This is a genomic window from Streptomyces sp. NPDC002577 (assembly GCF_053594815.1).
The window spans coordinates 73171-96807 of sequence record NZ_JBSFWK010000036.1 but is presented as its reverse complement, the minus strand read 5'-3'; the positions used below and the strand labels follow the sequence as shown (position 1 = coordinate 96807).

Below are 23637 nucleotides of genomic sequence, written 5' to 3'. Positions count from 1 at the left end.
GAGACGGGGTATCAACATATCTGGCGTTGATTTTTGGCACGCTGTTGAGTTCTCAAGGAACGGACGCTTCCTTTGTACTCACCCGAGAGACTCTCAGGCTTTCCTCCGGGCGCTTCCCTTCGATCTTGCGTTTCCGACTCTATCAGATCTTTCCGATCCGATTTCCTCGGTGCTTTCCAGGTTCTCGCTCTCGCGTTTCCCTTTCCGGCGTTTTCAGACTCTAGCAGGTCTTTTTCGACTCTCTGACCACAGTCACCTGCGGACATGCAGAATCGCATCCAATTATCTGGATCTGACGCTGTAGATGTCCCCGGGCTGCGACGTTGGCACGTCCTCTCGCCCCGGCGGGTCTACGACTCTACATCCGTGCGCGGAGCACATGCAAACCGATTGGAGGGACCGCTCAGGTCCGGCAACCAAGGCCTCTCGTGCGGAACCGGCACTTCTTATGACCTACCCTGCTGAACAGTGTGCCGCCCGGGGTCAGCCCAGTGGCGGCGCGGTCGACTCTCCACTCCTGGGAGGCCTCCCCCATGACCAGCGTGACGTCCCCTCTTGCCGGTCGCGTCATAGGACTGTCTGCTGTGCCGGATCCCGTGTTCTCCGGCGCGATGGTGGGCCCGGGCACCGCCATCGATCCCGTGCGCGAGCCCTCCGAGGCCGTCGCACCTGTGGACGGCATCGTCGTATCGCTGCACCCCCACGCGTTCGTCGTCGTCGACGAGGAGGGGCACGGCGTGCTGACGCACCTCGGCATCGACACCGTTCAGCTCAACGGCGAGGGCTTCGAGCTGCTCGTCAGCAAGGGCGACACTGTGCAGCGCGGTCAGTCCGTGGTGCGATGGAACCCAGCGGCGGTTGAGGCTGCTGGTAAGTCCCCGGTGTCCCCCGTCGTAGCACTCGAGGCCACGACAGAGTCTCTCTCCGACGTAGTAGAAGACGGCGACGTAAAGGCCGGCCAGCCCCTCTTCAGCTGGAAGTGATGTCCGCTCCGACTCGGAGCGACGGCTGCGCCCTCGTAGGCGCCGGATACAACAACCACCGCGGCGGGGCAGGGTCCGCCGCTCTATCGGAGACGGTGACATGGAGACAACGCTGCGAGGCGTCGGCGTCAGCCACGGTGTAGCTGTCGGCGAGGTTCGGCACATGGGGACGGCGGTGCTCGAGCCGCCCGCCAAGCAGATTCCCCCGGAGGAGGCGGAGCGCGAGCAGGGGCGCGCCCGTCAGGCCGTGGAAGCTGTGGCGGCCGACCTCAACGCTCGCGGCAATCTGGCCGGCGGCGAGGCTCAGGCGGTCCTCGAGGCCCAGGCCATGATGGCCGAGGACCCGGAGCTCATGGCGGACGTGGAGCGGCGCATCGCGGTCGGCAGTACGGCCGAGCGCGCGATATATGACGCGTTCGCTGCTTATCGGGCGCTGCTGGCCGGGGCCGGCGAGTATCTGGCCGGGCGCGTGGCGGACCTCGACGATGTGCGGAATCGTATCGTCGCGCGGCTGCTCGGTGTTCCGATGCCGGGTGTGCCGGACAGTGACGAGCCGTATGTGCTGATTGCCCGGGATCTCGCGCCGGCTGACACGGCGCTGCTCGACCCGACGCTGGTGCTCGGTTTCGTGACCGAGGAAGGCGGGCCGACCAGCCACAGTGCGATTCTTGCGCGGGCGCTCGGCGTTCCGGCTGTCGTCGCTCTTCCGGGTGCGGGTGAGCTGTCCGAGGGCACTGTGATCGCAGTGGACGGCAGCACCGGGGAGATATTCGTCGAGCCGAGCGCGGAGAAGCGCGCGGCGCTCGAGGCCGCGGCGGCCGAGCGCAAGGCCGCGCTCGCCGCGTCCAGCGGTCCGGGGGCGACCTCCGATGGGCACAAGGTGCCGCTGCTGGCCAACGTCGGCGGTCCCGCCGATGTGCCGGCGGCCGTGGCGGCCGGTGCGGAGGGTGTGGGTCTGTTCCGCACTGAGTTCCTCTTCCTCGACGACAGCAAGAAGGCGCCGTCCGAGGAGAAGCAGATCGAGGCGTACCGCCAGGTGCTCGAGGCGTTTCCCGAGGGCCGTGTCGTGGTGCGCGTCCTGGATGCCGGCGCCGACAAGCCGCTGGACTTCCTCACGCCGGCCGACGAGCCGAACCCGGCGCTGGGCGTACGCGGTCTGCGGACGCTGCTCGACCACCCCGACGTGCTGCGTACGCAGGTGACCGCGCTGGCCAAGGCCGCCGAGGGGCTGCCGGTGTATCTCGAGGTCATGGCGCCGATGGTCGCGGACCGCACCGACGCCAAGGCGTTCGCTGACGCGTGCCGGGAGGCGGGGCTGCAGGCGAAGTTCGGCGCGATGGTGGAGATTCCGTCGGCGGCGCTGCGGGCGCGGTCGATTCTCCAGGAGGTCGAGTTCCTGTCGCTGGGGACCAATGACCTCGCGCAGTACACATTCGCCGCTGACCGTCAGGTGGGTGCGGTGTCGCGTCTGCAGGATCCGTGGCAGCCCGCGCTGCTCGACCTGGTCGCGCTGGCGGCCGAGGCGGCGAAGGCCGAGGGCAAGAGCTGTGGTGTCTGCGGTGAGGCGGCATCGGACCCGCTGCTCGCCTGTGTGCTGACCGGTCTGGGGGTCACCTCTCTCTCGATGGGCGCGGCTTCCCTTCCCTATGTGCGCGCGACGCTGGCCAAGCACACGCTGGCGCAGTGTGAGCGGGCCGCCGCGGCGGCCCGCGCCGCGGACAGTGCGGAAGAGGCGCGGACGGCGGCTCAGGCGGTGCTGTCCGGCGAGTAGCCGATCAGGGGCATCGGGCGAGCAGTCGGTCCGAGACTCCCGATGGCGGTTGTGAGGGCGCTCCACCTGCGATCCTGCGGGTGGGGCGCCCTTCGCCGTTCAGTGCCGGTGGGCGTTTCCGGAGTCGTCCCCGCCCAGGTCCGGAGGTGCGCAGTAATCGACGCCTGATTCGGGGCCGACGAGGTCCCCGGATTCGACGTCGGTGCAGTAGGCGTCGAAGACTTCGGCCGCGGTGAGAGGCTGCAGGCCGCCCTCTTGGAGACGCCAGCCGTAGACCTTGTCGCTGGTGCCGTTGCCGCTCGTACGCATGACGAGCCCCCCGGGACTGTCCGTGGCGATGCCGGCGGCGAGGACCGTGGTGAATTCCAGGGCCTCGGTCTCGTCCAGCCGCGTGGCGCCGTCCGGGTTCCCTTCAGCACTCAGTACGGCGAGGAGTGGTTCCGTTTCGGTGGCGACGCTGCAGACGAGGTGCCGGTGACCGGGCGCTGCCGTGTCGAGGGCCTTTACGAGCAGCTCCGAGGCGCGCACGAAGGCGGCCCTTCCGATGTCCTCTCCGCAGGAGGCGCAGGCGCCGATGCCGGCCAGTAGCGTGGTCGCATACTCCCAGGTGGTCTGTCGAAGGGCCTCGTCGACGAGGTCCGGCACCAGGTCGGCGAGGGGCTGGCCCTCGTAGGGGACGGTTGCGCCGGTGGCCGCGAGTTCCGCGGTGAAGCGGGTGCGGCTCGCGGGTGTGTCGGCGTCCAGGCCGGTCTCGGCGCAGAATCCCTCGTACTCCTCGGGGTCGAAGAGGGCGACGGATGTGTGCCGGCCCTGGCCTGCCAGCATTCTCAGGAGGGCCTCGACCTGCTGGAGGTAGGTCTTGTGGTCGTCGAAGGTGAAGGTGCGGTAGCGCCGCATCGCCGTGAAATCGTGCTCGTCGGCCAGCAGGCCGATGGTGCCGGCGACTTCACGGTGCAGAGCGTGCGATGTGGTGCCGTGCCGGGTGCGCCCCATGGTTCCCCCTGTGTGCGGTGATTCGATGATTACTCACCGTAGTGGGCGGCACTGACAACGCCGGTCGGCAGGCCGGATGCTCAGCCGCGCTCGCGGGCCAGGTCCGCGTAGAAGCGGAGGAGGTCGAGGCTGTCCACGGAGCCCGGGTTGACGGCCTTGTCCAGGGGCGTGCCCTGGAGCAGGCGCTTGACGGGGACCTCGATGCGTTTGCCGGTGAGGGTGTGCGGGACGCCGGGGACCTCGATGATCTCGTCGGGGACGTGGCGCGGCGAGAGCTGCTCGCGGATCGTCTGCTTGATGCGCGCTCGCAGGTCGTCGTCCAGGGTGGATCCGGGCGCGAGGTGTACGAAGAGCGGCATCCAGTAGCCGCCGTCGGGCTGTTCGATGCCGATGACGAGGGACTCGCGGATCTCGGGGAGGCGCTCGACGGCTTCGTAGATGTCGGCAGAGCCCATGCGCACGCCCTGGCGGTTGAGGGTCGAGTCGGAGCGTCCGTGGATGATCACTGAGCCGCGGGAGGTGACGGTGGTCCAGTCTCCGTGGCGCCAGACGCCGGGGTAGGTGTCGAAGTAGCTGTCGTGGTAGCGGCTGCCGTCGGGGTCGTTCCAGAACCGGATCGGCATGGACGGCATCGGGTTGGTGACCACGAGCTCACCGACTTCGTCGGTGAGCGGTTTGCCGTTCGGGTCCCAGGCCTGGAGGTCGGTGCCGAGGCAGGGTGCCTGGAGTTCGCCGATGTACACGGGCAGCGTGGGGACCGCTCCGGCGAAGCAGGAGCAGACGTCCGTTCCGCCGCTGACGGAGGCGATCCAGAGGTTGTCCCGCACCTCGTCGTGCAGCCAGCGGAATCCGTCGGGCGGCAGCGGGGAGCCGGTGGTGGCGACGCAGGTGATGCGGGAGAGGTCGAAGTCCTGCGAGGGGTGGACGCCGGCCTTGCGGCAGGCCATGACGTACGCGGCGGAGGTGCCGAAGAGCGTGGCTCCGGTGCGTTCCGCGACGCGCCACTGGGTGGCCGTGTCGGGGTGGCCGGGGCTGCCGTCGTACAGGACGATCGTGGTGCCGGTGAGGAGGCCGGAGACGAGGAAGTTCCACATCATCCAGCCCGTGGACGTGTACCAGAAGAAGCGGTCGTCGGAGCCCAGGTCGCAGTGCAGACCGAGCTGCTTGTAGTGCTCCAGGAGGATGCCGCCCTGGGACTGGACGATGGCCTTGGGCAGACCCGTGGTGCCGGACGAGTAGAGGACCCAGAGCGGGTGGTCGAACGGGACCTGTTCGTACTCGGGTGTCACGTCGGCGCTGGTGAGCGCCGACCATTCGAGGGCGCCCTCGGGGGCGTCGGTGCCCAGCAGCGGGATGTGGACGACGGCGCGCAGCGTGGGCAGTTCGCGGCGCAGTTCGGCGACCGTGTCCCGGCGGTCGTGCTCCTTACCGCCGTAGCGGTAGCCGTCGACCGTGAAGAGGACGACGGGCTCGACCTGCTGGAAGCGGTCGAGGACGCTGCGGGCGCCGAAGTCGGGGGCGCAGGAGGTCCAGACGGCGCCGACGGCAGAGGTGGCGAGCAGGGCGACGGCGGCCTGCGGGATGTTGGGCAGGTAGCCGCTGACGCGGTCGCCCGGGCGTACACCGATGGCGCGCAGCTCGGCGGTCAGGGAGCCGACCTGTCGGCGCAGCTCTGCCCAGGTCATCGGGTGCGGTTCGTGGTTCTCGTCCACGGCGAGGACGGCCGGCTCGTCGGGGCGCGTGTCGGCGGTCCGCAGCGCGTGCTCGGCGTAGTTGAGGGTGGCTCCGGGGAACCATTCGGCGCCGGGCATGGAGCGGTCGCCCAGCACGCGCGCGTAGGGCGTCGAGAAACGGATGTCGAACCACTCGGCGACGGCCTTCCAGAACGTCTCCAGTTCGTCGACGGACCAGCGGTGCAGTGCGGCGTAGCCGCCCTCGGCGGGTGCTCCGTGGTGCTCGGCCGCCCAGGCCTGGAACCGGGTGATCTGCGCGGAGGCGATGAACTCCTGGTCGGGCTGCCAGAGTGGTGTGGCGTTCGCTGAGGTCATGGGGCGGCTCCCAGGCTGATCGCGTCGTATGCGGCTGTGGCGCACGGGCGGCGTGTGCGCGTAAGGCGACTGTTACGGACGATGCCATGTGATCGACTTCCGCACCAGGGCTCGTCCCACATAGTCGTGATCGTGAAGATGTGCCGCTACCACAGGTGAACGGGAGTTGAACGCCTCACGCGCGCGTGGGTCGCGGTGGCAGGGTGATCACTATGGACGGTCGTGGCCTCGTGCGTTCGGTGAAGGCGGTCGGTGTGGTGGGGGCGGCGCAGGGGGTCCGCGCGGTGCGGGCAGCGTGGCGCAGGCGGCGTACCGACGCTGCGGAACTGCCGGCGCGGCGGGCCGAACGGGCCCGCGTCCCCGGGCCCGTCACGGGCGTCGCCCCAGGGCCGGGCGGCGGGGTGATCCGGTTCGAGCGCTCCGAGCTGCGGGTCATGGTCACGGCGGCCGGTGCGGTGTTCTGGGGCTGGGACGGGGCCGGCCCGGAACCGTCGTACGCGCTGGCGGGCCCCTGTCCGGAGCCGGATCCACGAGCCGTCCTGGAGCCGGACAAGGACGGGGGCTGGCGGGTGGTGGCCGAGCGGGTCATGGTGCTCGTCTCGCGGCACGGCGCCGTCGAGGTACGCACCCCGGGCGGCGTCTTACTGCGCCGGGACCTGCCGCCCCGCTGGTGGGAGCCTCGCGAGGGGGGCGTCGCCCGCTGGGTTCAGCGGTCGGAAGTGGCGGCGGACGCACGGTTCTTCGGATTGGGCGGTCGCGCTTCGGGACCGCGGCTGCGGGACGGGGCGTACCGGTTGTGGAACACCGATCCCGGCCAGGCGTTCGGGCCAGCCGAGGACCCGCTGTACATCACCATGCCGGTGCAGATGGTGGTGGCGGACGCGGGCACGCACCTGGCCTTCCACGACTCCACGTGGGACGGCACGGTGGTGCTGCACGAGGGCGAGGAGGGTGCCGGCTCCGGGCACGACCGGCCTGGTTCGTGTGAGCTGCGGATGGACGGCGGTCCGCTGCGCTGCTGGGTCGTCGTGGGCGCCCCCGCGCGCGTGCTGCACGTCTGGACGCAGCTCACGGGCGCGCCCGCGGTGCCGCCCGCGTGGGCGCTCGGGCACCATCACGCGCGGTGGGGCTTCGGCAGCGAGCAGGAGGTGCGGCGGATCGTCGCGGGGTACCGGGAGCGGGGGCTGCCGCTCGACGCGGTCCATCTGGACATCGACCACTACGACGGGCACCGGGTTTTCACCGTGGACCGGGAGCGGTTCCCGGAGCTGCCGGTGCTCGCCGACGAGCTGCGCAGGGACGGCACCCGGCTCGTGTCCATCGTCGACCCGGCGGTGAAGGCCGAGCCCGGCAACGTCGTGTACGACGCCGGGACGGCTGCGGACGCCTTCGTGCGGGACGCTTCCGGGCGGCGCGTGCTGGGCGTCGTATGGCCGGGGGACGCGGTGTTTCCGGACTTCACGGATCCGCGGGTCCGTTCGTGGTGGGGCGCGCTGTACGAGGAGCGGCTGCGGCAGGGGTTCGCGGGCTTCTGGCACGACATGAACGAGCCGGTGTCGTTCGCCGCGTTCGGGGAGACGACCCTGCCCCGCTCGGCACGGCATGTGCTGGACGGCCGCGCCGGGGACCATCGCGAGGCGCACAACGTGTACGGGCTGTGCATGGCCCGCGCCGGTTACGAGGGCCTGCTCGAACTGCGTGCCGAGGAACGGCCGTTCCTGTTCTCGCGCTCGGGCTGGGCGGGGATGCAGCGGTACGGCGGCACCTGGTCCGGGGACGTTGCCACGGGCTGGCCGGGGCTGCGGGCCTCGCTGTCGCTGGTCCTCGGGCTCGGGTTGTGCGGGGTTCCGTACTCGGGGCCGGACGTGGGCGGGTTCGATGGCAGTCCGTCACCCGAGCTGTATCTGCGATGGTTCCAGCTGGCCGCGTATCTGCCGCTGTTCCGCACCCATGCGGCGCTGCGGGCCGGCCGCAGGGAGCCCTGGGAGTTCGGTGCCGAAGTGCTGGAGCACGCGCGCGTGGCGCTCATGGAGCGGCGTCGGCTGCTGCCGTACTTCGTGACGCTGGCGCATCTGGCACGTCACACAGGTGCGCCCTATGTGCGGCCTCTGTGGTGGGGGGCGCCCGAGGACAGAGAGCTGCGCGACTGTGAGGATGCGTTCCTGCTCGGTGACTGTCTCCTGGTGGCACCGATGCTGGACCGGGGTGCGGAGCGGCGAGTGGTCAGGCTTCCGTCCGGCCGGTGGTACGACACGGTGACCGAGAAGGCGTACGAGGGTCCTGGGCAGGTGCTGCTGGAAGTGCCGCTGTCGCGCATTCCGGTGCTGGCCCGGGCGGGTGCGGTGCTGCCGGTCCGCGGTGCGGACGGCGGGCTCGAACTGGAGGTCTGGGCCCCTGCCCCGGGGCGTACCGGAGGCGGCGCGGTGGTGCCCGACGCGGGTGACGGCTGGGCGGAGCCGGAGACCGAGCGGTACACGGCCCGCTGGGAGCGCGAGCGTGTGGTGGTGGAGCGGGAAGGGGAGACCGGCAGGAGCGAGCCCTCGTACCCGGTGCGGGTGAGAGGAGTTGGACCGAAGTGAGGACGTCCGAGGCGTCGTCAGACGTAGCGGCCCTCGAACCACGCCCTGACGGCCAAAGTGTGCAGGGGGAAGGCGAGTTCGACGGGTCTGCGCAGCAGGTGCCAGCCCTCCGTCTCGTCCGTCGGCACGGACGGGGGCAGGTCCTGGGCCGGGCGCTCGGGCAGCAGACCGAACAGCAGCAGGTGTCCGTCGGGCGAGCTCATCGCGTCGGCCAGACGCACGTCTCGGCTTGCCGCGTCGATGCCCGTCTCCTCCTGGAGCTCACGGACGACGGCGTGCCGCCAGTCCTCCCGGTGGTCGAGGAAGCCGCCGGGCAGGGCGACGCCTCCGCGCGCGGGCGCGATGGTGCGCGTGATGACGACCAGGCCGGTGCCGGACGAGTCGTACGCGGGCTGAAGGGCGACCGCCACCGGCAGCGGGTTACGGTAGGCCACCGCACCGCAGGCGGGGCAGGTGCGGGGCCAGCCGGACGCCGCGTCCCCGTAGGGCGTGCCGCAGCTCGAACAGTGTGAGTCCGGCGTGGTGTTGGAAGAAGAGTGCTGGGTTTCGGACACGCCGCGGACTGTATCCGATCGACTGGCGCCGCATTCTTTCCGGTTGCCGTCCCGGATGGACATCCGATAGGCCCAGGCGGGCGCTCGGGAAGCGCACACTCCCCGAGCGCGGACCGCGCTCGCACGGCACAGCGAGGCGGGTCCCGGGACTGCCGGCCGTCAGTCCGGACGCCGGCCGTCAGTCGTGGGACGTGAGCGACTTCCGTGACACCGGAAAGTCGAAGTAGGTGTCGGGGAACAGTTCGGGCTTGTACGTGAAGTGCCACCACTCCTCGGGGAGGTTCACGAAGCCCTGAGCCGCCAGCGTGCTCCTCAGCAGATCGCGGTTGGCGCGCTGCACGCCCTGGATGCGCGGGTCGTCCGTGTGGGACAGGGTGTCGAAGCAGTCGTATCCGGTGCCCATGTCGACCGAGTTGTCGGGGAAGCGCTCGGCCTGCGGCGCGTAACACGGCACAAGCGGCTGACCGGGGTGATACGGCGTGGTCGGCAGCGCAGGCAGATTCACGATCGTCAGGTCGAGCGTGGAGCCCCGGCTGTGCCCGGACTTCTCCGCGATGTAACCGTCAGCGAACAGGCGCGTCTTGTCGACGTCCGGATAGAACTCGGCCTTCATGCTCTGGTCGTTGAGGTCCTTCGCCCAGCGGACGAAGTGGTCGACGGCTCGCTGCGGCCGGTAGCAGTCGTAGACCTTGAGCGAATAGCCCTCACTCAGCAGCTGGACCTGGGCCTTGTGCAGGGCTTCGGCTGCCGGGCGGGTGAGGATGCACATCGGCTGTTCGTAGCCGTCCACACGCTCGCCCACGAAGTTGTGCGGGGTGAAGTATCTGATCTCCTGGAGGATCGACTTGTCGATGTCTCTCAGCGCGACGAACTCCTCTGGTGCCTTGGGGTCGGTGCTCGCCTGGGCGGGGGCGGAGGTGACGGCCACGGCGAGCAGGGCGGTGGTCGCCGTGACCAGGCCGCGCAGTGCGGAAGACAGTGATCTCATGCCCCATCCGTACCAGGGCGGCGTTCCGGCGGGAAGACGATCGCATACAGTCAGCGCCCGTTCGCGACCTCTGCCCAAATCCCGTCCTGCATGGCAGACTTCCGACACGACTCCTGACGTCCCGTCAGATAAAGCTGTCGGGAGTCCGGAGAACTCACTGCCGGGGAGGCGCCTTGTCGCGCAAACGCACGCCTGTGGTGGCGGGTTGGTTCACGGAAAACGAGGCCGGCGGAGAGGGGCAGGGCGGCTTCCGGCTGTTGGGTACGCGCTGTTCCGCTTGCGCTTGTGTCTTCTTCCCCCGGGAGGACGTCTTCTGCCGCAATCCCGGCTGCCCCGGCGGTGAGCTGACCGAGGTGCCCCTTTCCCGGCGGGGCCGCGTCTGGTCGTACACGGACAGCCGGTATCGGCCTCCCGCGCCGTATGTCTCGGATCCGGAACTCGATTGGCAGCCCTGCACGTTGATCGCTGTGGAGCTGGAGGCCGAGCGCATGGTGGTGCTCGGGCAGGGGGCTCCGGGCGTCTCCCTCGCCGATCTGGCCGTCGGGATGGAGGTGGAGGCCGTCCCGGGCGTCCTCAACGAGGACGCGGAGACGACCTGGACGACCTGGCACTGGCGTCCGACCGGGTTGAGGGGGCCGTCGGACGCCCCGGGGGCGACGGGGGTGGTGGCATGACTGCGGACGTGGCGGTGCTCGGCGCGGGCATGCACCCGTGGGGCAAATGGGGCCGCAGCTTCGTCGAGTACGGCACAGCGGCGGCACGCGCGGCACTTGCGGACGCCGGTGTCGACTGGCGCGACATAGGCTCGATCGTCGGCGCGGACACGGTCCGCGGTGGATACCCGGGATACGTGGCGGGGGCGACGTTCGCGAAGGCGCTGGGCTGGCAGGGCGCGCGCGTGGCGAGCGTGTACGCGGCGTGTGCCTCGGGCGCCCAGGCGATCAGCACGGCACGGGCGCAGATCCTGTCCGGCCTCGCGGACGTCGTCCTGGTCGTCGGCGCCGATGCCGCGCCGAAGGGCTTCTTCCGCCCGGCAGGCGGCGATCGCCCTGACGATCCGGACTGGCTGCGGTTCCGGGTGCTCGGCGCGACCAACCCGGCGTACTTCGGCCTGTACGCGCGCCGCCGGATGGCCCTGCACGGCGACACGCCGGAGGACTTCGCCCAGGTCAAGGTGAAGAACGCGGCGGCGGGCGCCCTCAATCCGCTGGCCCGGTACCGCAAGCGGGTGACCGCCGGGGAAGTCGCCGCCTCGGCGGTCGTCGCCGATCCGCTGCGGCTGCTCGACATCTGTGCGACCTCGGACGGAGGCGCGGCACTGGTGCTGTCCAGCATGGAGTTCGCGCGGCGGCACGGAGCGCCGGACCCGGTGCGCATACGCGCGGTGTCCACGGTCACGCCGCGCTATCCGAACACGGTGCTCGACCTTCCCGACATCGCCACGGACTCCGCGACGGCGGTGGCCGCGCCCGCCGAGCCGTTCCGGGCGTCCATCGCGCGAGCGGCGTACGAGGAGGCGGGCATAGGCCCGGAGGACCTTTCCCTCGTCGAGGTGTACGACCTGTCAACCGCCCTGGAACTGCAGTGGTACGAGGATCTTGGCCTGTGCGCGGAGGGCGCGGCGGCGAAGCTGCTGCGTGAGGGCGCCACCGCTCCGGGCGGCCGTATACCGGTCAATCCGAGCGGAGGGCTCGCGTCGTTCGGGGAAGCCGTGCCGGCCCAGGCCATTGCCCAGGTGTGCGAGCTGACCTGGCAGTTGCGGGGCGCGGCGGGTGAGCGGCAGGTGGCCGACGCCCGTGTGGGGATGACCGCGAACCAGGGGCTGTTCGGACACGGGTCTTCGGTGATCGCCGTGCGGTGAGGCCGAACGCCTTGCCGTACGGGAGGCACCCGCGCCGGGTCGAACGTCGGCGCATGGCCGTACATACGGAGGCTCCACCACCGGTTGGGCGTCCTCCGCGCCACCACCAATGGTTCGCGTCCACGACCTTGACGCCCCCACACCACCGGTGAACACTTCCGGGTGTCAGTCGGCATCGCCGCACATCGGCTGCCCGGCCATCCATGGCTCCGCCAGGCCTCGGCTACCCCATTGCCGCAGGTCCGGGCCATCTCCACTGGCGCTACGGGCGATTCGGCTGTGAGGGCACGCTCATCACAGAGGCCGGGCGGGGCACGGGACTCCCTGCCCAGGGCTCACACAGGCACGGGAAACGCACCCTGCACGGAGCACCGGGGCGGAGAACCCGCCGCGGGCCAGGCCCAGGAGCCGCCATGAGCAACGGAGACATCTTCTTAGGCGAAACGATCGGTACCGCGATCCTGATTCTCTTCGGCGCCGGCGTCTGCGCCGCCGTCACCCTCAACCACTCGAAGGCGAAAGCAGCGGGGTGGACCGTCATCGCCTTCGGATGGGGCTTCGGCGTACTGGCGGGCGCGTACACTGCAGCCCCGCTCTCCGGCGGCCAGCTCAACCCGGCCGTCACGATCGGCATCGCCGTCGACACCGGCAAGTGGGACAAGGTCCCGCTCTATCTGCTCGGCCAGATGGTCGGCGCCATGCTGGGAGCCGTACTCGCCTACCTCGTGTACCTGGCGCAGTTCCAGGCCAACGTCCGCAAGGAGGGCACGAAAGAGAGGTCCACGGACGAACCGACACCGACGCTGGGCATCTTCTCCACCATCCCGGAGATCAGGAACCCGGTCGCCAACCTCATCACCGAGATCATCGCGACGATCGGCCTGGTGCTGCCGGTCCTGGCCTTCGGGCTGACGAAGGGGCTCGGCGAGTCGGGCACCCTCGTGCTGATCGTCTCGCTGCTGGTCGTCGGCATCGGCCTCTCCCTCGGCGGGCCCACGGGTTACGCGATCAACCCGGCCCGCGACCTGGGACCGCGCATCGTGCACTCGTTCCTGCCGATACCGAACAAGGGCACATCCGACTGGAGTTACGCCTGGATTCCGGTGGTCGGGCCGCTCATCGGCGGAGCCCTGTCGGGACTGATCTACAACGCAGCCTTCTGACGAAGGGGACGTCATGACGGACAAGTTCGTCGCCGCAATCGACCAGGGCACGACCTCCAGCCGCTGCATCATCTTCAACCAGGACGGCGCGATCGTCGCCGTCGACCAGCGCGAGCACCGCCAGATCTTCCCCAAGCCCGGCTGGGTGGAGCACGACGCCACCGAGATCTGGTCCAAGGTGCAGGCCGTCGTCGCGGGGGCGATCGCCAAGGCCGGACTGCGCGCCGACCAGCTCAGCGCGCTCGGCATCACCAACCAGCGCGAGACGACGGTGTTGTGGGACCGCGCGACGGGCAAGCCCGTGCACAACGCCATCGTGTGGCAGGACACGCGTACGTCCGCGCTCTGCACCGAGCTGGGCGGCTCGGACGGGCAGGACCGTTTCCGCGAGCAGACCGGGCTGCCGCTCGCCAGCTACTTCTCCGGGCCCAAGGCGGCCTGGCTGCTGGACAACGTGCCGGGCCTGCGGGCACGTGCCGAGCGCGGCGAGATCGCCTTCGGCACGATCGACTCCTGGCTGATCTGGAACCTCACGGGCGGTACGGACGGCGGGGTGCACGTCACGGACGTGACCAACGCAGGCCGCACCATGCTGATGAACCTCCAGACGCTGCAGTGGGACCCGTCGATCCTGTCGGCGATGAACGTGCCCGAGGCGGTCCTGCCCGAGATCAGGTCCTCCGCCGAGGTGTACGGGACGGCCGTGGGGCAGCTCGAAGGGGTTCCTGTCGCGTCGGCGCTGGGCGACCAGCAGGCCGCCGTGTTCGGGCAGGCCTGCTACGACACGGGCACGGCCAAGAACACGTACGGCACCGGCAGCTTCCTGCTGCTCAACACCGGGAACCGGCCGGTGCCCTCGAAGAACGGCCTGCTGACCACGATGGGCTACAAGATCGGCAGCGAGGCGCCCGTCTACTGCCTCGAAGGGGCCATCGCGATCACCGGTGCGCTGGTGCAGTGGTTCCGCGACCAGCTCGGGATCATCCGCACGGCCGACGAGATCGAGCCGCTGGCGTCGAGCGTGGACGACAACGGCGGTGCCTACATCGTGCCCGCGTTCTCCGGCCTGTTCGCGCCGTACTGGCGTGCGGACGCCCGCGGGGTCATCACCGGCCTCACCCGGTACGTGACCAAGGCGCATCTGGCGCGTGCCGTGCTGGAGGCGACGAGCTGGCAGACGCGGGAAGTCGTCGACGCCATGTACCAGGACTCGGGCGTGCCGATCACCACCCTCAAGGTGGACGGCGGCATGACCAAGAACAACCTGCTGATGCAGCACCAGGCGGATGTGCTGGGCGTGCCCGTGATCAGGCCCAGGGTGTCGGAGACCACCTGCCTGGGCGCGGCCTACGCCGCCGGTCTGGCGACCGGCGTGTGGAACGACCTCGACGAGCTCAAGACGCACTGGCAGAAGGACGCCGAGTGGACGCCGTCCATGGAGACGCAGGTGCGGGACCGCGAGTACGACAACTGGCGCAAGGCGGTGGAGAAGAGCTTCAGCTGGCACGACGACGGCGCGTGACCGCCGCCGCGCATACGCAAGCGGGGTGACCGTCTCCCGCTGATCGTGCGGCACGCGCGCGTGGGCCGCGGCCCGTACCCCGGTCGGTGGGGGTACGGGCCGCTTCAGGTGGCGACGGTCTGGCGGTGGTCCGCGGCGACCGTCATGGCGTGCTCGACTACCTCGATCAGCATCTGCTTGACGGACTCCCGGTCCCGTGCGTCGCCCAGCACCACCGGCACCCCGGGGTCGAGGTCGAGGGCCTGCTGGATCTGGTCCGCCGGGTGACGGGTGGCCCCGTCGAAGCAGTTGACGGCGACGACGAAGGGGATGGAACGGCGCTCGAAGTAGTCGACGGCGGCGAAGCAGTCCTCCAGACGCCGGGTGTCGGCCAGCACGACGGCTCCGAGGGCGCCCGTGGAGAGCTCGTCCCACAGGAACCAGAAACGCTCCTGCCCGGGGGTGCCGAAGAGATACAGCACCAGGTCGTCGCGGAGCGTGATGCGCCCGAAGTCCATGGCCACCGTGGTGGTGTGCTTGCCCTCCACGCCGCTGGTGTCGTCGACCGGGCGGCCGGCCTCGGTGAGCAGCTCCTCGGTGCGCAGCGGTCTGATCTCGCTGACCGCGCCGACGAGGGTCGTCTTGCCCACCCCGAAGCCGCCGGCCACGAGGATCTTGAGCGTGACGGGCTCGACTGGGGTCCTGTCGCGCGCGGAGCGCCCGAGGATCATCGGTTTCTTCTCCTGACTCACTGTTCGCTGGGATCGTGCCCCGGTCGACCGTATCCGCCGCCGCCCGGAGTTTCGATCACGAGTACGTCACCGGGACGCACTTCGGCGGAGTCGCTGCCGCGCAGCCGGGTGACTGTGCCGTCTGCGCGTTCGACACAGTTGACGCCGAGGGTCCCTGGCTCACCGCCCGCCATGCCGTACGGCGGCACCCTGCGGTGCTGGGACAGCGTGGACACCGTCATCGGTTCGCGGAAGCGGATCCGGCGTACGGCGCCGTCCCCGCCGCGCCACCGGCCGGCTCCGCCGCTGCCGTGCCGCACCGCGAACTCGTCGAGGAGGACGGGGAGTCGCCATTCCAGCACCTCGGGGTCGGTGAGGCGCGAGTTGGTCATATGGGTCTGGACGACGGGTGCGCCGGGGAAGCCGTCGCCCGCGCCGGATCCGGAGGCCACGGTCTCGTAGTACTGGTACCGCTCGTTGCCGAAGGTGACGTTGTTCATGGTGCCGGAACCCTCGGCCTGGACGGCCAGGGCGGCGTAGAGGGCGCCGGTGATCGCCTGCGAGGTCTCGACGTTCCCGGCGACGACGGCGGCCGGGGGCTCGGGTGCCAGGAGGGAACGGGGTGGCACGATGATGCGCAGGGGGCGCAGGCAGCCGTCGTTGAGCGGGATGTCGTCGGCGACGAGAGTCCGGAAGACGTACAGGACGGCGGCGTTGACGACGGAGAGCGGTGCGTTGAAGTTGGTGTCGAGCTGGGGCGACGTGCCGGTGAAGTCGAGGGTGGCGGACCGGCCCACGCGGTCCACGCGGATACGGACGCGGATGACGGCGCCGGAGTCGGTCTCGTAGGCGTACTCGCCGTCCTCGAGGGCGTCGATGACGCGGCGTACCGCTTCCTCGGCGTTGTCCTGGACGTGCTTCATGTAGGCCTGGACGACATCGAGGCCGAAGTCCTCGATCATGCGGGCGACTTCGTCGACGCCCTTGCGGTTGGCGGCGATCTGGGCGCGCAGGTCGGCGAGGTTGGTCTTCGGGTTGCGGGACGGGTAGGGCGCCCCGGTGAGCAGGCGGCGCGTCTCCTCCTCGCGGAAGCGGCCGCCTTCGACGAGCAGCCAGTTGTCGAAGAGGACGCCTTCCTCCTCGATGGTGCGGCTGTTCGCGGGCATGGAGCCGGGGGCGATGCCGCCGATCTCGGCGTGGTGGCCGCGCGAGGCGACGTAGAAGAGGATCCGCTCGCCAGCCGCGTCGAACACCGGGGTGATCACGGTGACGTCGGGGAGGTGGGTGCCGCCGTGGTACGGGTCGTTGATCGCGTAGCTGTCGCCGGGGCGCATGCTGTCGCTGCGGCGGCGGATGACCTCCTTGACGCTGGTGCCCATCGATCCGAGGTGTACGGGGATGTGGGGGGCGTTGGCGACGAGGTTGCCGTCCGGGTCGAAGAGGGCGCAGGAGAAGTCGAGCCGTTCCTTGATGTTGACGGACTGGGCGGTCGACTCCAGGCGGGCGCCCATCTGTTCGGCGATCGACATGAAGAGGTTGTTGAAGACCTCGAGGAGCACCGGATCGGCTTCTGTGCCGACGTCGGAACTCTCCGTGACCGCCACCCGTTCCATCACCAGGTGACCGTCGGGGTTCATCGCCGCCTGCCAGCCGTCGTCCACGACCGTCGTGGAGCCGGACTCGGTGATGATCGCCGGTCCTGTGACGGTGTGGCCGGGGGGCAGCTCCTCGCGCCGGTGCAGGGGTACGTCGCGCCAGGCGCCGCCCGTGTGCAGCCTGACGGTCTCCGGGGTGCCGGCGGAGGGGGTCCGCTCGGCGAGCGCGGACAGATCGGGGGGTTCGGTGAGACCGGTGGCTTCCACGGAGAGGGCTTCGACGACGACCGGACGGTCGAGGGTGAAGGAGTAGGTGGCGCGATGACGGTCCTCGAAGGCGTGCGTCATGGCGTCGGGGTCGGAGAGTTCCACGGTGAGCGTGGTGTCCGTGCCGTCATAGCGCAGCTGGGCGCGGCGGGTGACGTGGATGCGGTCGTCGGGCACGTCCTCGGCCCGGAGTTCGGCGCGCGCCGCGCTCTCCAGGTCGTCGGCGGTCTTGTGGATGGCGGGCATCGCGGCGGGTTCGAGGCGGGCCTCGACGGACTGCTCACGCATGGCGGTCGTGTCGGCGAGGCCGATGCCGAGCGCGGACAGGACGCCTGCCATGGGCGGGACCAGGACGGTGCGGATGCCGAGCGATTCGGCGACCTTGCAGGCGTGCTGGCCGCCCGCGCCCCCGAAGGTGGTGAGGGCATAGCGGGTGATGTCGTGGCCCTTCTGGACGGAGATCCGCTTCACGGCGCCTGCGATGTTCGCCACCGCGATCTGCAGATAGCCCTCGGCGACCTGCTCGGGGGTGCGGTCGTCGCCGGTCTGCTCCCTGATGTCGTGTGCCAGGGCGGCGAAGCGGTCATGGACCAGCTCGGCGTCGAGGGGCTGGTCGCCTTCGGGGCCGAAAACGCTCGGGAAGTGTGCCGGGTGGATGCGTCCGAGGGCGACGTTGGCGTCGGTGACGGTGAGCGGGCCGCCGTTTCGGTAGCAGGCCGGTCCGGGGTCGGCGCCCGCCGAGTCGGGACCCACGCGATAGCGGCTGCCGTCGAAGTGGAGCACGGAGCCGCCGCCCGCGGCGACGGTGTGGATGTCCAGCATGGGCGCGCGCGGCCGCACCCCCGCGATCTGCGTGGTGAAGACCCGTTCGTACTCACCGGCGAAGTGCGAGACGTCCGTGGACGTGCCGCCCATGTCAAAGCCGATGACACGGTGGAATCCGGCGAGCTGCGACATACGGGCCATGCCGACGATGCCGCCGGCCGGCCCGGACAGAATGGCGTCCTTGCCGCGGAACTGGCCTGCCTCGGTGAGCCCGCCGTTGGACTGCATGAACATCAGCCGCACGCCTTGAAGCTGGTCGGCGACGTGCCGCACATACCGCCGCAGCACCGGCGACAGATACGCGTCGACGACGGCCGTCTCGCCGCGCGGCACCAGCTTCATCAGCGGACTGACCTCGCTGGAGAGTGAGATCTGCGGGAAGCCGACGCGGGCGGCGAGCTCGCCGATCGCGCGCTCGTGGGCGGGGTGCAGATGGCTGTGCATGCAGACCACGGCGACGGAGCGGATCCCGTCGTCGTACGCCTCCTGCAGCGGTCCGGCGAGACCCTCCAGGTCCGGGGCGCGGAGCACTTCGCCGTCGGCGGTGATGCGCTCGTCGGCCTCGACGACCCGCTCGTACAGCAGCTCGGGGAGCACGATCTCGCGGGCGAAGATGCGGGGGCGGTTCTGGTAGGCGATGCGCAGGGCGTCGCGGAAGCCGCGGGTGATGACGAGGAGGGTGCGCTCGCCCTTGCGTTCGAGGAGGGCGTTGGTGGCGACGGTGGTGCCCATGCGGACGGCGTCGATCGTCGCCTCCGAGTCTCCACCCTGCCGCGGGCCGCCGTCCTGCTCGACGGCTCGGAGGATTTCGCGGATGCCCGCGACCGCGGCGTCCGCGTAGCGCGGGGTGTCCGACAGGAGCTTGTGGGTCAGCAGACGGCCGTCCGGGGTCCGCGCGACGACATCGGTGAACGTGCCTCCCCGGTCGACCCAGAACTGCCAGCCTGTCATGCGTCTCACCCGCTTCCGCCCAGCTCAGAGCGCCCTGAGACCGTTGATCACGTCGCGGAGAATACTCTCGTCCGGCAGCTCCGCGGGAGGCACGGGACGCGCGACGTGCACCAGGCCCTCATCGGCGAGATCGCCGATGAGGACGCGCACGACGCCGATGGGCAGGTTCAGCCCGGCTGCGAGTTCGGCGACCGACTGGGGCGCTTCACGGCACCGGGTGACGATGTCGACGTGTTCCGGAGACAGCGCGTGGTCCGTCTCCGGATCGTGCGTCGCGTCCTCGGCGACGACGAGGGCGATGAGGTCGAGGCGGTGCTGCACGGCACTCGTGGTGCGGCCGCGCGTCATGGCGTACGGACGCACCACCGGTCCGGCGTCGTCGTCGAACCAGTGAGCCGTGTCCTGCGTCTCCTGACCGTCTTCGCTCATGCCATCCCACTACCCGCCGGGGTGCAGATCCGTACGCGGCGCCGTGCCCAGATGCACACCGACCCTCTTGACCAGCAGCGTCATCTCGTACGCGATCTGGCCGATGTCGGAGTCGCTGTCGGAGAGCACGGCGAGGCAGCTGCCGTCGCCGGCGGCCGTGACGAAGAGGAATGCCTCTTCGAGCTCGACCACGGTCTGCCGGACACTGCCCGCCTCGAAGTGGCGGCCGACGCCCTTGGCGAGGCTGTGGAACCCGGAGGCCACGGCCGCCAGGTGCTCGGCGTCCTCACGGGTCAGGTCCGCCGACACGCCGGTGGCGAGACCGTCGCCGGAGAGCACGATCGCCTTGCGGATGTTGGCGACGCGCTGGACCAGGTCGTCGAGCAGCCAGTTGAGCTCGCCCGAGACTCCGGGCGTCGCGGTGTCGCTGGTGGCGTTCGGTGCGGTCATCGACCGTCCCCCTCAGATGTCGTTCCCTGTGCTGTGCCGTCGGGCGCATCGTCGCCCGCGGCGTTTTCCTCACGTCCACGCTGCCAGCCCCGCTGGAGCGAGGCCATACGGCTGCGTACCTCATCGGCGTCGCGTGCTTCGGGCCCGGGGGCGTCGCGAGCGGCTTCCCGCTCGGTGCGGTGCTCCGGCCCCATCCTGAGCTGCGGGGCGAGGCTGGCCTGGCGTACGCGGCGGGGCAGCACGCTGCCGCCGCTTGCGCTCGGTCCGGCGCCGTTTACCCGCGGCTCGGCCCTTCCGCCCGGTCCGGCGCCGTCCGGCGCCGGCCCGTCGGCATCCCCTGTCGACTTGTCGCCGTTCCCGCTCGATCGCGTCTCGAAGCGGGTGGCGGCTGCCTTGGTCCGTTGCGGGGGGACCTCGGGCGTGCCCTCGGAGCTCCCGCGCGGCGGTGACTGTGCTGGTCCGGACATGGCCGGCTGCGCGGGACGGTCCGCCGTGGGTTCCTCGTCGGGCTCCCGCGGGTGCCCGACCGGGCGGCCGTAGGAGCTCACCAGCTTGGGTGTCCTGCGCCGCGGCAGCGGCACGGGAGCGCCGGGGTGGTCCTCGTCGCCGGGCCGCGCGGAGCCGAACCGGGCCGCGTGCTCGTCGAGAGCCTGCTGGTGCTGTTCGCTCGGGGGTGCGGCGATGGAGCGGCGTGGCCGGAAGATGCCGCCCCGCTCGCTGTCCTCGTCGCCGAGCACGCCCGGGAAGTCGTCGAGGCCCTCCGTCCCGAGCGGCGCCTCCAGCTCCACCGGGCCGTCGAGGACGGCGGGTGACAGCTCGGGCAGCGGTACGGGCAGGGAGGTGAGCCCCGCCGCGCGGTCCATGAGGTCATCGTGCGCGTCCCGGGGGGCCAGCTCCTTCGCCTGCGGACGGTCGAGGCGGAAGCCGACGCCGTTGGTGTCGGGCACGTCCTCGGTGAGCAGGGCTTCCGGGATGAAGACGATCGCGGTGGTTCCGCCGTAGGGGGACGGCTGCAGCGAGACACGCACGTTCTGCCGCTGGGCGAGCCGGCTGACCACGAAGAGGCCGAGCCGGTCGGTGTCGGACAGCTCGAACTCCTGGCGCTCGGCGAGCCGCAGATTGGCGTCGAGGAGCGTGTCCGCGGCCATGCCGAGGCCCCGGTCGTGGATCTCCAGTGCGAAGCCGTTGGCGACGCGCTCGCCCAGGACCTGCACGGCGGTGTGCGGTGGTGAGAACACCGTGGCGTTCTCCAGAAGCTCGGCCGCGAGGTGGGTGAGGTCCGCTACGGCGGGGCCGGTGACGGCGACGCGCGGCAGTCGGCGCACCTCGATGCGTTCGTAGTCCTCGACCTCGGCCACGGCGGCGCGGACCACGTCCATGAGCTGGACCGGCTTGCGCCACTGGCGGGAGGGGGCGGCGCCGGAGAGGATCACCAGGCCCTCGGCGTGCCGCCGCATACGGGTGGTCAGGTGGTCGAGGCGGAAGAGGTCCCCGAGTTCCTCGGCGTCCTCGGTACGGCGTTCCATGGCGTCGAGCAGTGTGAGCTGCTTGTGCAGCAGTACCTGGCTGCGGCGGGCGAGGTTCACGAAGACCTCGGAGACCCCCTGGCGCAGTTCGGCCTGTTTCACGGCCGCCTCGACGGCCGCCCGCTGAAGGGTGTTGAGCGCCTGTCCGACCTGGCCGATCTCGTGCTTCTCGTACTCGAGCCGGGGCGCCTCGGTCTCCACGTCGACCTGCTCGCCCGCGGCGAGGCGCCGCATCACGCTGGGCAGCCGGACACCGGACGACTCGTGGGCCTCGAGGCTCAGGCGGCGCAGATCGCGGATGAGGCCCCGGCCGATGCGTACGGACTGGACCAGCGAGAACAGCAGGGCGAGCAGACCGAGCACGCCGGCGACGCCGGCCTTGACGAGGACGCCGACGGCGGCGGGCCTGACGCGGTCCTGGTAGTGCTCGTCCGCCGTGGTGTTGATCTTGGCGAGATCGGTGAGCGCGTCTCCGGCTGCGCTGTTCCACGTGGCGATGGTGACGTCATGGGGCATGCCGGATGTGGAGGTGATGACGGAGTGCTCGGCCGCGCGAAGCGGCGCCGAGGCGGCGCCGTTCCAGAAATGCTGGTAGCGGTCGCGGTCCTCGTCGGGCAGCAGCGGCAGGTTGATGTCGTACAGCATGGTGCGCTGCGCCGCGAGGTCGGAGATGTCGCGGATCTCGGCCCGCGTGATGTGCTGTGCGGCCAGCGCGGAGCCGAGCAGGGCGTCCTCGCGGGACAGCAGTTCACGCGCGCGTGCCAGATTGACGAGTGCGCGGGCCTCCTTGTCCAGCTCCACATTGTCGATCCGGTGCAGGTTCGTCAGGAACGTGTAGCAGGGGTCGACCAGGCGGTTGTAGAGGGTGAACGCCTTGTAGGGCGTGATACTGCCCGTGGCGACGCTGCGGCGCAGTGAGTCGATCCCGTCGAGCGCGTCCAGGAGGGAGGTGAGCCGTCTGCTGTTCTCCTGCGAGAGCTCGTCCCGCAAACCCGGATCCGTTCCGTTCTTGCGGATCTTCTCCACGACCAGGTCCGTCCGTACGCGACTGTCGCGCAGGGCGGTGACGGCGGCCGAGTCGCGGGGGTCTGCCAGGTAGACCAGGGCCTGCCGCCGCTCCTGCTGGATGAGGCGCACGGCATCCTCGACGGGATAGCCGATCTTCTCGAGGACGCTGCCGACCGTGAACAGATCACTCGCCTCACGCCCGGTGAGCACCGTCGCGAAGCCCCAGATGGACAGCAGGGAGACCAGCGGGACGACGAGCAGCGCCACGATCTTCCGGCGGATGGATTTCCCGCGAAAGCGCATGGCCTCCCCCAGATCGACCCCCTGTCCCGGGGGTGCACATGTGCGTCAACAAACGGCGTGAGCCTACTACTGACACACGAACAACTCGAAGACGTGTCTGGATACTTTCACAGGACAGCCGCGGAAAGACGGCGCCCGGAGTCCTGGTCGGCGAGGGACCGCCTGCCTCAGCTCGGGGGATTACGCGAAATATCGGCACCGCGGACGTCGGCCGAACTCGCGCGTCGTGACAGGTGGTCAGAGTGGCTGGATTTCCATGCAACTCGGGAATCTTCTTCTGCCCTCGTTCGTCCTTACGTACGGGAACTGGAGGGCGGAACAGGCCACATGTGACGCCCGGCGCCTCCAGCGGAGTAAAGCAGTGCAAACCGGGCAGCAAATGAGGGTCGGGGCCGGCGGTTCGGACCGGCACACGACCGAGGGGCATGCGGGGCGAGGGGCACGCAAGGCCGAGGGGAGTGACGAGTCGATGGGCACGGCAGAGCGGCGCATGGCGTCGGGCGACGGCGCCGCACCCGGATCCACGCAGGGATCCGGGGACGTGGCGGCAGGGCTCGCAGGGCCGATGGCCGACGCGCGCTGGAAACCGCTGTGGGTCGAGGAACCTGCTCGGCGCCCGCGCATGCCCGACCCGGTGCGTACGGCGGCGGTCCGGGCCGTGCTGATAGTGGCCCTGACGCTCGTTCAGGCGGTGGTCGCCTTCCTGTGTACGCTCGCCGGTTCCTGGCTGGCCTTCCCCATGGTGCTCTCCAGCGTGGCCAGCACGGTCGCGGCGACCTGGGGCGTGCTGGACGTGTGGATCACGCGTCAGGTGTGGAGACAGCGGCACGGCGTCCTGTCGACGCCCAGCAGCACGGCCCGCCGGCTCCGCCGTGAGCGGCGCCGCGCCCGCAGACAGGCACGGCTGCTGGCCCGGGAGCAGGAACGGATACGGAGGCGCGGCAGCCGGGGGCAGTTGTCGCACTCGTAGTCCGGCTCCGCACACACGTAGCCCGCCGGTAAGCACTGACGCAGTTCCGGCGGTGCGCGCCGGCCTGGTCCCGGCCGTATGCACGCCCCGTCCCTCGGTGACCGGACGGCAGGGTGCGCGGGCGGTCACCCCTGGATGAGC

At 70.3% G+C, this 23637-nt stretch carries 16 protein-coding genes and 1 pseudogene; 8 read left to right on the top strand and 9 right to left on the bottom strand.

Annotation, left to right across the window (positions count from 1 at the left end):
- Positions 1-533: 533 nt before the first annotated feature.
- Both ACWD4J_RS32600 and ptsP read left to right on the top strand, forming a co-directional pair.
- The gene (locus ACWD4J_RS32600) at positions 534-983 is read left to right on the top strand and encodes a PTS sugar transporter subunit IIA (RefSeq protein ID WP_451399069.1); all 450 of its coding nucleotides are present in this window, start codon (positions 534-536) and stop codon (positions 981-983) included.
- Positions 984-1083: 100 nt separating this feature from the next.
- Positions 1084-2754, top strand: coding sequence for a phosphoenolpyruvate--protein phosphotransferase (ptsP, locus tag ACWD4J_RS32595; protein WP_451399068.1), 1671 nt, complete (start codon positions 1084-1086; stop codon positions 2752-2754).
- Between the two features lie 99 nt (positions 2755-2853).
- Here the strand turns inward: ptsP and ACWD4J_RS32590 are convergent, their stop codons facing one another.
- Both ACWD4J_RS32590 and ACWD4J_RS32585 read right to left on the bottom strand, forming a co-directional pair.
- A complete protein-coding gene (locus ACWD4J_RS32590) occupies positions 2854-3747 on the bottom strand; it encodes a hypothetical protein (RefSeq protein WP_451399067.1) in 894 nt (297 codons plus the stop codon).
- A gap of 80 nt (positions 3748-3827) precedes the next feature.
- Positions 3828-5795 carry an acetoacetate--CoA ligase gene (locus ACWD4J_RS32585; protein WP_451399066.1) on the bottom strand — a complete coding sequence of 656 codons (1968 nt, stop codon included), beginning with the start codon at positions 5793-5795 and terminating at the stop codon, positions 3828-3830.
- A gap of 212 nt (positions 5796-6007) precedes the next feature.
- Here ACWD4J_RS32585 and ACWD4J_RS32580 point away from each other — a divergent pair, with 212 nt between their 5' ends.
- On the top strand, positions 6008-8374 hold the full coding sequence (locus ACWD4J_RS32580; RefSeq protein WP_451399065.1) for a glycoside hydrolase family 31 protein: 2367 nt from the start codon (positions 6008-6010) through the stop codon (positions 8372-8374).
- A 17-nt stretch (positions 8375-8391) separates the two neighbouring features.
- Here the strand turns inward: ACWD4J_RS32580 and ACWD4J_RS32575 are convergent, their stop codons facing one another.
- On the bottom strand, positions 8392-8928 hold the full coding sequence (locus ACWD4J_RS32575; RefSeq protein ID WP_451399064.1) for an NUDIX domain-containing protein: 537 nt from the start codon (positions 8926-8928) through the stop codon (positions 8392-8394).
- 178 nt (positions 8929-9106) lie between these two features.
- Entirely contained in the window at positions 9107-9916 is an 810-nt protein-coding gene (locus ACWD4J_RS32570) for a M15 family metallopeptidase (protein WP_451399063.1), read from the bottom strand.
- 194 nt (positions 9917-10110) lie between these two features.
- On the opposite strand from ACWD4J_RS32570, the gene ACWD4J_RS32565 reads away from it, so the two are divergent.
- The 4 genes from ACWD4J_RS32565 to glpK all read left to right on the top strand — a co-directional run bounded on the left by ACWD4J_RS32565 (position 10111) and on the right by glpK (position 14462).
- The gene (locus ACWD4J_RS32565; protein WP_451399076.1) at positions 10111-10590 is read left to right on the top strand and encodes a Zn-ribbon domain-containing OB-fold protein; all 480 of its coding nucleotides are present in this window, start codon (positions 10111-10113) and stop codon (positions 10588-10590) included.
- Positions 10587-11777, top strand: a complete 1191-nt coding sequence (locus ACWD4J_RS32560) for a lipid-transfer protein (protein ID WP_451399062.1) — start codon at positions 10587-10589, stop codon at positions 11775-11777. Before ACWD4J_RS32565 ends, ACWD4J_RS32560 begins: the two co-directional genes overlap by 4 nt.
- A gap of 413 nt (positions 11778-12190) precedes the next feature.
- Entirely contained in the window at positions 12191-12940 is a 750-nt protein-coding gene (locus ACWD4J_RS32555; protein WP_451399061.1) for an MIP/aquaporin family protein, read from the top strand.
- A gap of 13 nt (positions 12941-12953) precedes the next feature.
- A complete protein-coding gene (gene glpK, locus ACWD4J_RS32550; RefSeq protein WP_451399060.1) occupies positions 12954-14462 on the top strand; it encodes a glycerol kinase GlpK in 1509 nt (502 codons plus the stop codon).
- 104 nt (positions 14463-14566) lie between these two features.
- On the opposite strand, the gene ACWD4J_RS32545 is transcribed toward glpK, so the two are convergent.
- From ACWD4J_RS32545 to ACWD4J_RS32525, 5 genes and pseudogenes are all read right to left on the bottom strand, one after another.
- A complete protein-coding gene (locus ACWD4J_RS32545; RefSeq protein ID WP_451399059.1) occupies positions 14567-15172 on the bottom strand; it encodes a GTP-binding protein in 606 nt (201 codons plus the stop codon).
- Positions 15156-18810, bottom strand: a pseudogene (locus tag ACWD4J_RS32540) (hydantoinase B/oxoprolinase family protein); the annotation flags it as partial. The pseudogene ACWD4J_RS32540 and the gene ACWD4J_RS32545, both read right to left, overlap by 17 nt.
- 24 nt (positions 18811-18834) lie before the next feature.
- Positions 18835-19239, bottom strand: a complete 405-nt coding sequence (locus ACWD4J_RS32535) for a DUF742 domain-containing protein (protein ID WP_451399058.1) — start codon at positions 19237-19239, stop codon at positions 18835-18837.
- 9 nt (positions 19240-19248) lie between these two features.
- On the bottom strand, positions 19249-19689 hold the full coding sequence (locus tag ACWD4J_RS32530; RefSeq protein WP_451399057.1) for a roadblock/LC7 domain-containing protein: 441 nt from the start codon (positions 19687-19689) through the stop codon (positions 19249-19251).
- Complete coding sequence (locus ACWD4J_RS32525) at positions 19686-22526, bottom strand: nitrate- and nitrite sensing domain-containing protein (protein WP_451399056.1); 2841 nt, start codon at positions 22524-22526, stop codon at positions 19686-19688. The genes ACWD4J_RS32530 and ACWD4J_RS32525 overlap by 4 nt, the downstream gene beginning before the upstream one ends.
- 469 nt (positions 22527-22995) lie before the next feature.
- On the opposite strand from ACWD4J_RS32525, the gene ACWD4J_RS32520 reads away from it, so the two are divergent.
- Positions 22996-23496, top strand: coding sequence for a hypothetical protein (locus ACWD4J_RS32520; protein WP_451399055.1), 501 nt, complete (start codon positions 22996-22998; stop codon positions 23494-23496).
- The last annotated feature ends 141 nt before the right edge of the window (positions 23497-23637 follow it).

What these genes read in the sequence shown, in the direction of transcription:
- ACWD4J_RS32600 (WP_451399069.1), top strand. Translation starts at nt 534, where the DNA reads ATGACCAGCGTGACGTCCCCTCTTGCCGGTCGCGTCATAGGACTGTCT.
- ptsP (WP_451399068.1), top strand. Translation starts at nt 1,084, where the DNA reads ATGGAGACAACGCTGCGAGGCGTCGGCGTCAGCCACGGTGTAGCTGTC.
- ACWD4J_RS32590 (WP_451399067.1), bottom strand. Translation starts at nt 3,747, where the DNA reads ATGGGGCGCACCCGGCACGGCACCACATCGCACGCTCTGCACCGTGAA.
- ACWD4J_RS32585 (WP_451399066.1), bottom strand. Translation starts at nt 5,795, where the DNA reads ATGACCTCAGCGAACGCCACACCACTCTGGCAGCCCGACCAGGAGTTC.
- ACWD4J_RS32580 (WP_451399065.1), top strand. Translation starts at nt 6,008, where the DNA reads ATGGACGGTCGTGGCCTCGTGCGTTCGGTGAAGGCGGTCGGTGTGGTG.
- ACWD4J_RS32570 (WP_451399063.1), bottom strand. Translation starts at nt 9,916, where the DNA reads ATGAGATCACTGTCTTCCGCACTGCGCGGCCTGGTCACGGCGACCACC.
- ACWD4J_RS32560 (WP_451399062.1), top strand. Translation starts at nt 10,587, where the DNA reads ATGACTGCGGACGTGGCGGTGCTCGGCGCGGGCATGCACCCGTGGGGC.
- ACWD4J_RS32555 (WP_451399061.1), top strand. Translation starts at nt 12,191, where the DNA reads ATGAGCAACGGAGACATCTTCTTAGGCGAAACGATCGGTACCGCGATC.
- glpK (WP_451399060.1), top strand. Translation starts at nt 12,954, where the DNA reads ATGACGGACAAGTTCGTCGCCGCAATCGACCAGGGCACGACCTCCAGC.
- ACWD4J_RS32545 (WP_451399059.1), bottom strand. Translation starts at nt 15,172, where the DNA reads ATGATCCTCGGGCGCTCCGCGCGCGACAGGACCCCAGTCGAGCCCGTC.
- ACWD4J_RS32535 (WP_451399058.1), bottom strand. Translation starts at nt 19,239, where the DNA reads ATGAGCGAAGACGGTCAGGAGACGCAGGACACGGCTCACTGGTTCGAC.
- ACWD4J_RS32530 (WP_451399057.1), bottom strand. Translation starts at nt 19,689, where the DNA reads ATGACCGCACCGAACGCCACCAGCGACACCGCGACGCCCGGAGTCTCG.
- ACWD4J_RS32525 (WP_451399056.1), bottom strand. Translation starts at nt 22,526, where the DNA reads ATGCGCTTTCGCGGGAAATCCATCCGCCGGAAGATCGTGGCGCTGCTC.
- ACWD4J_RS32520 (WP_451399055.1), top strand. Translation starts at nt 22,996, where the DNA reads ATGGGCACGGCAGAGCGGCGCATGGCGTCGGGCGACGGCGCCGCACCC.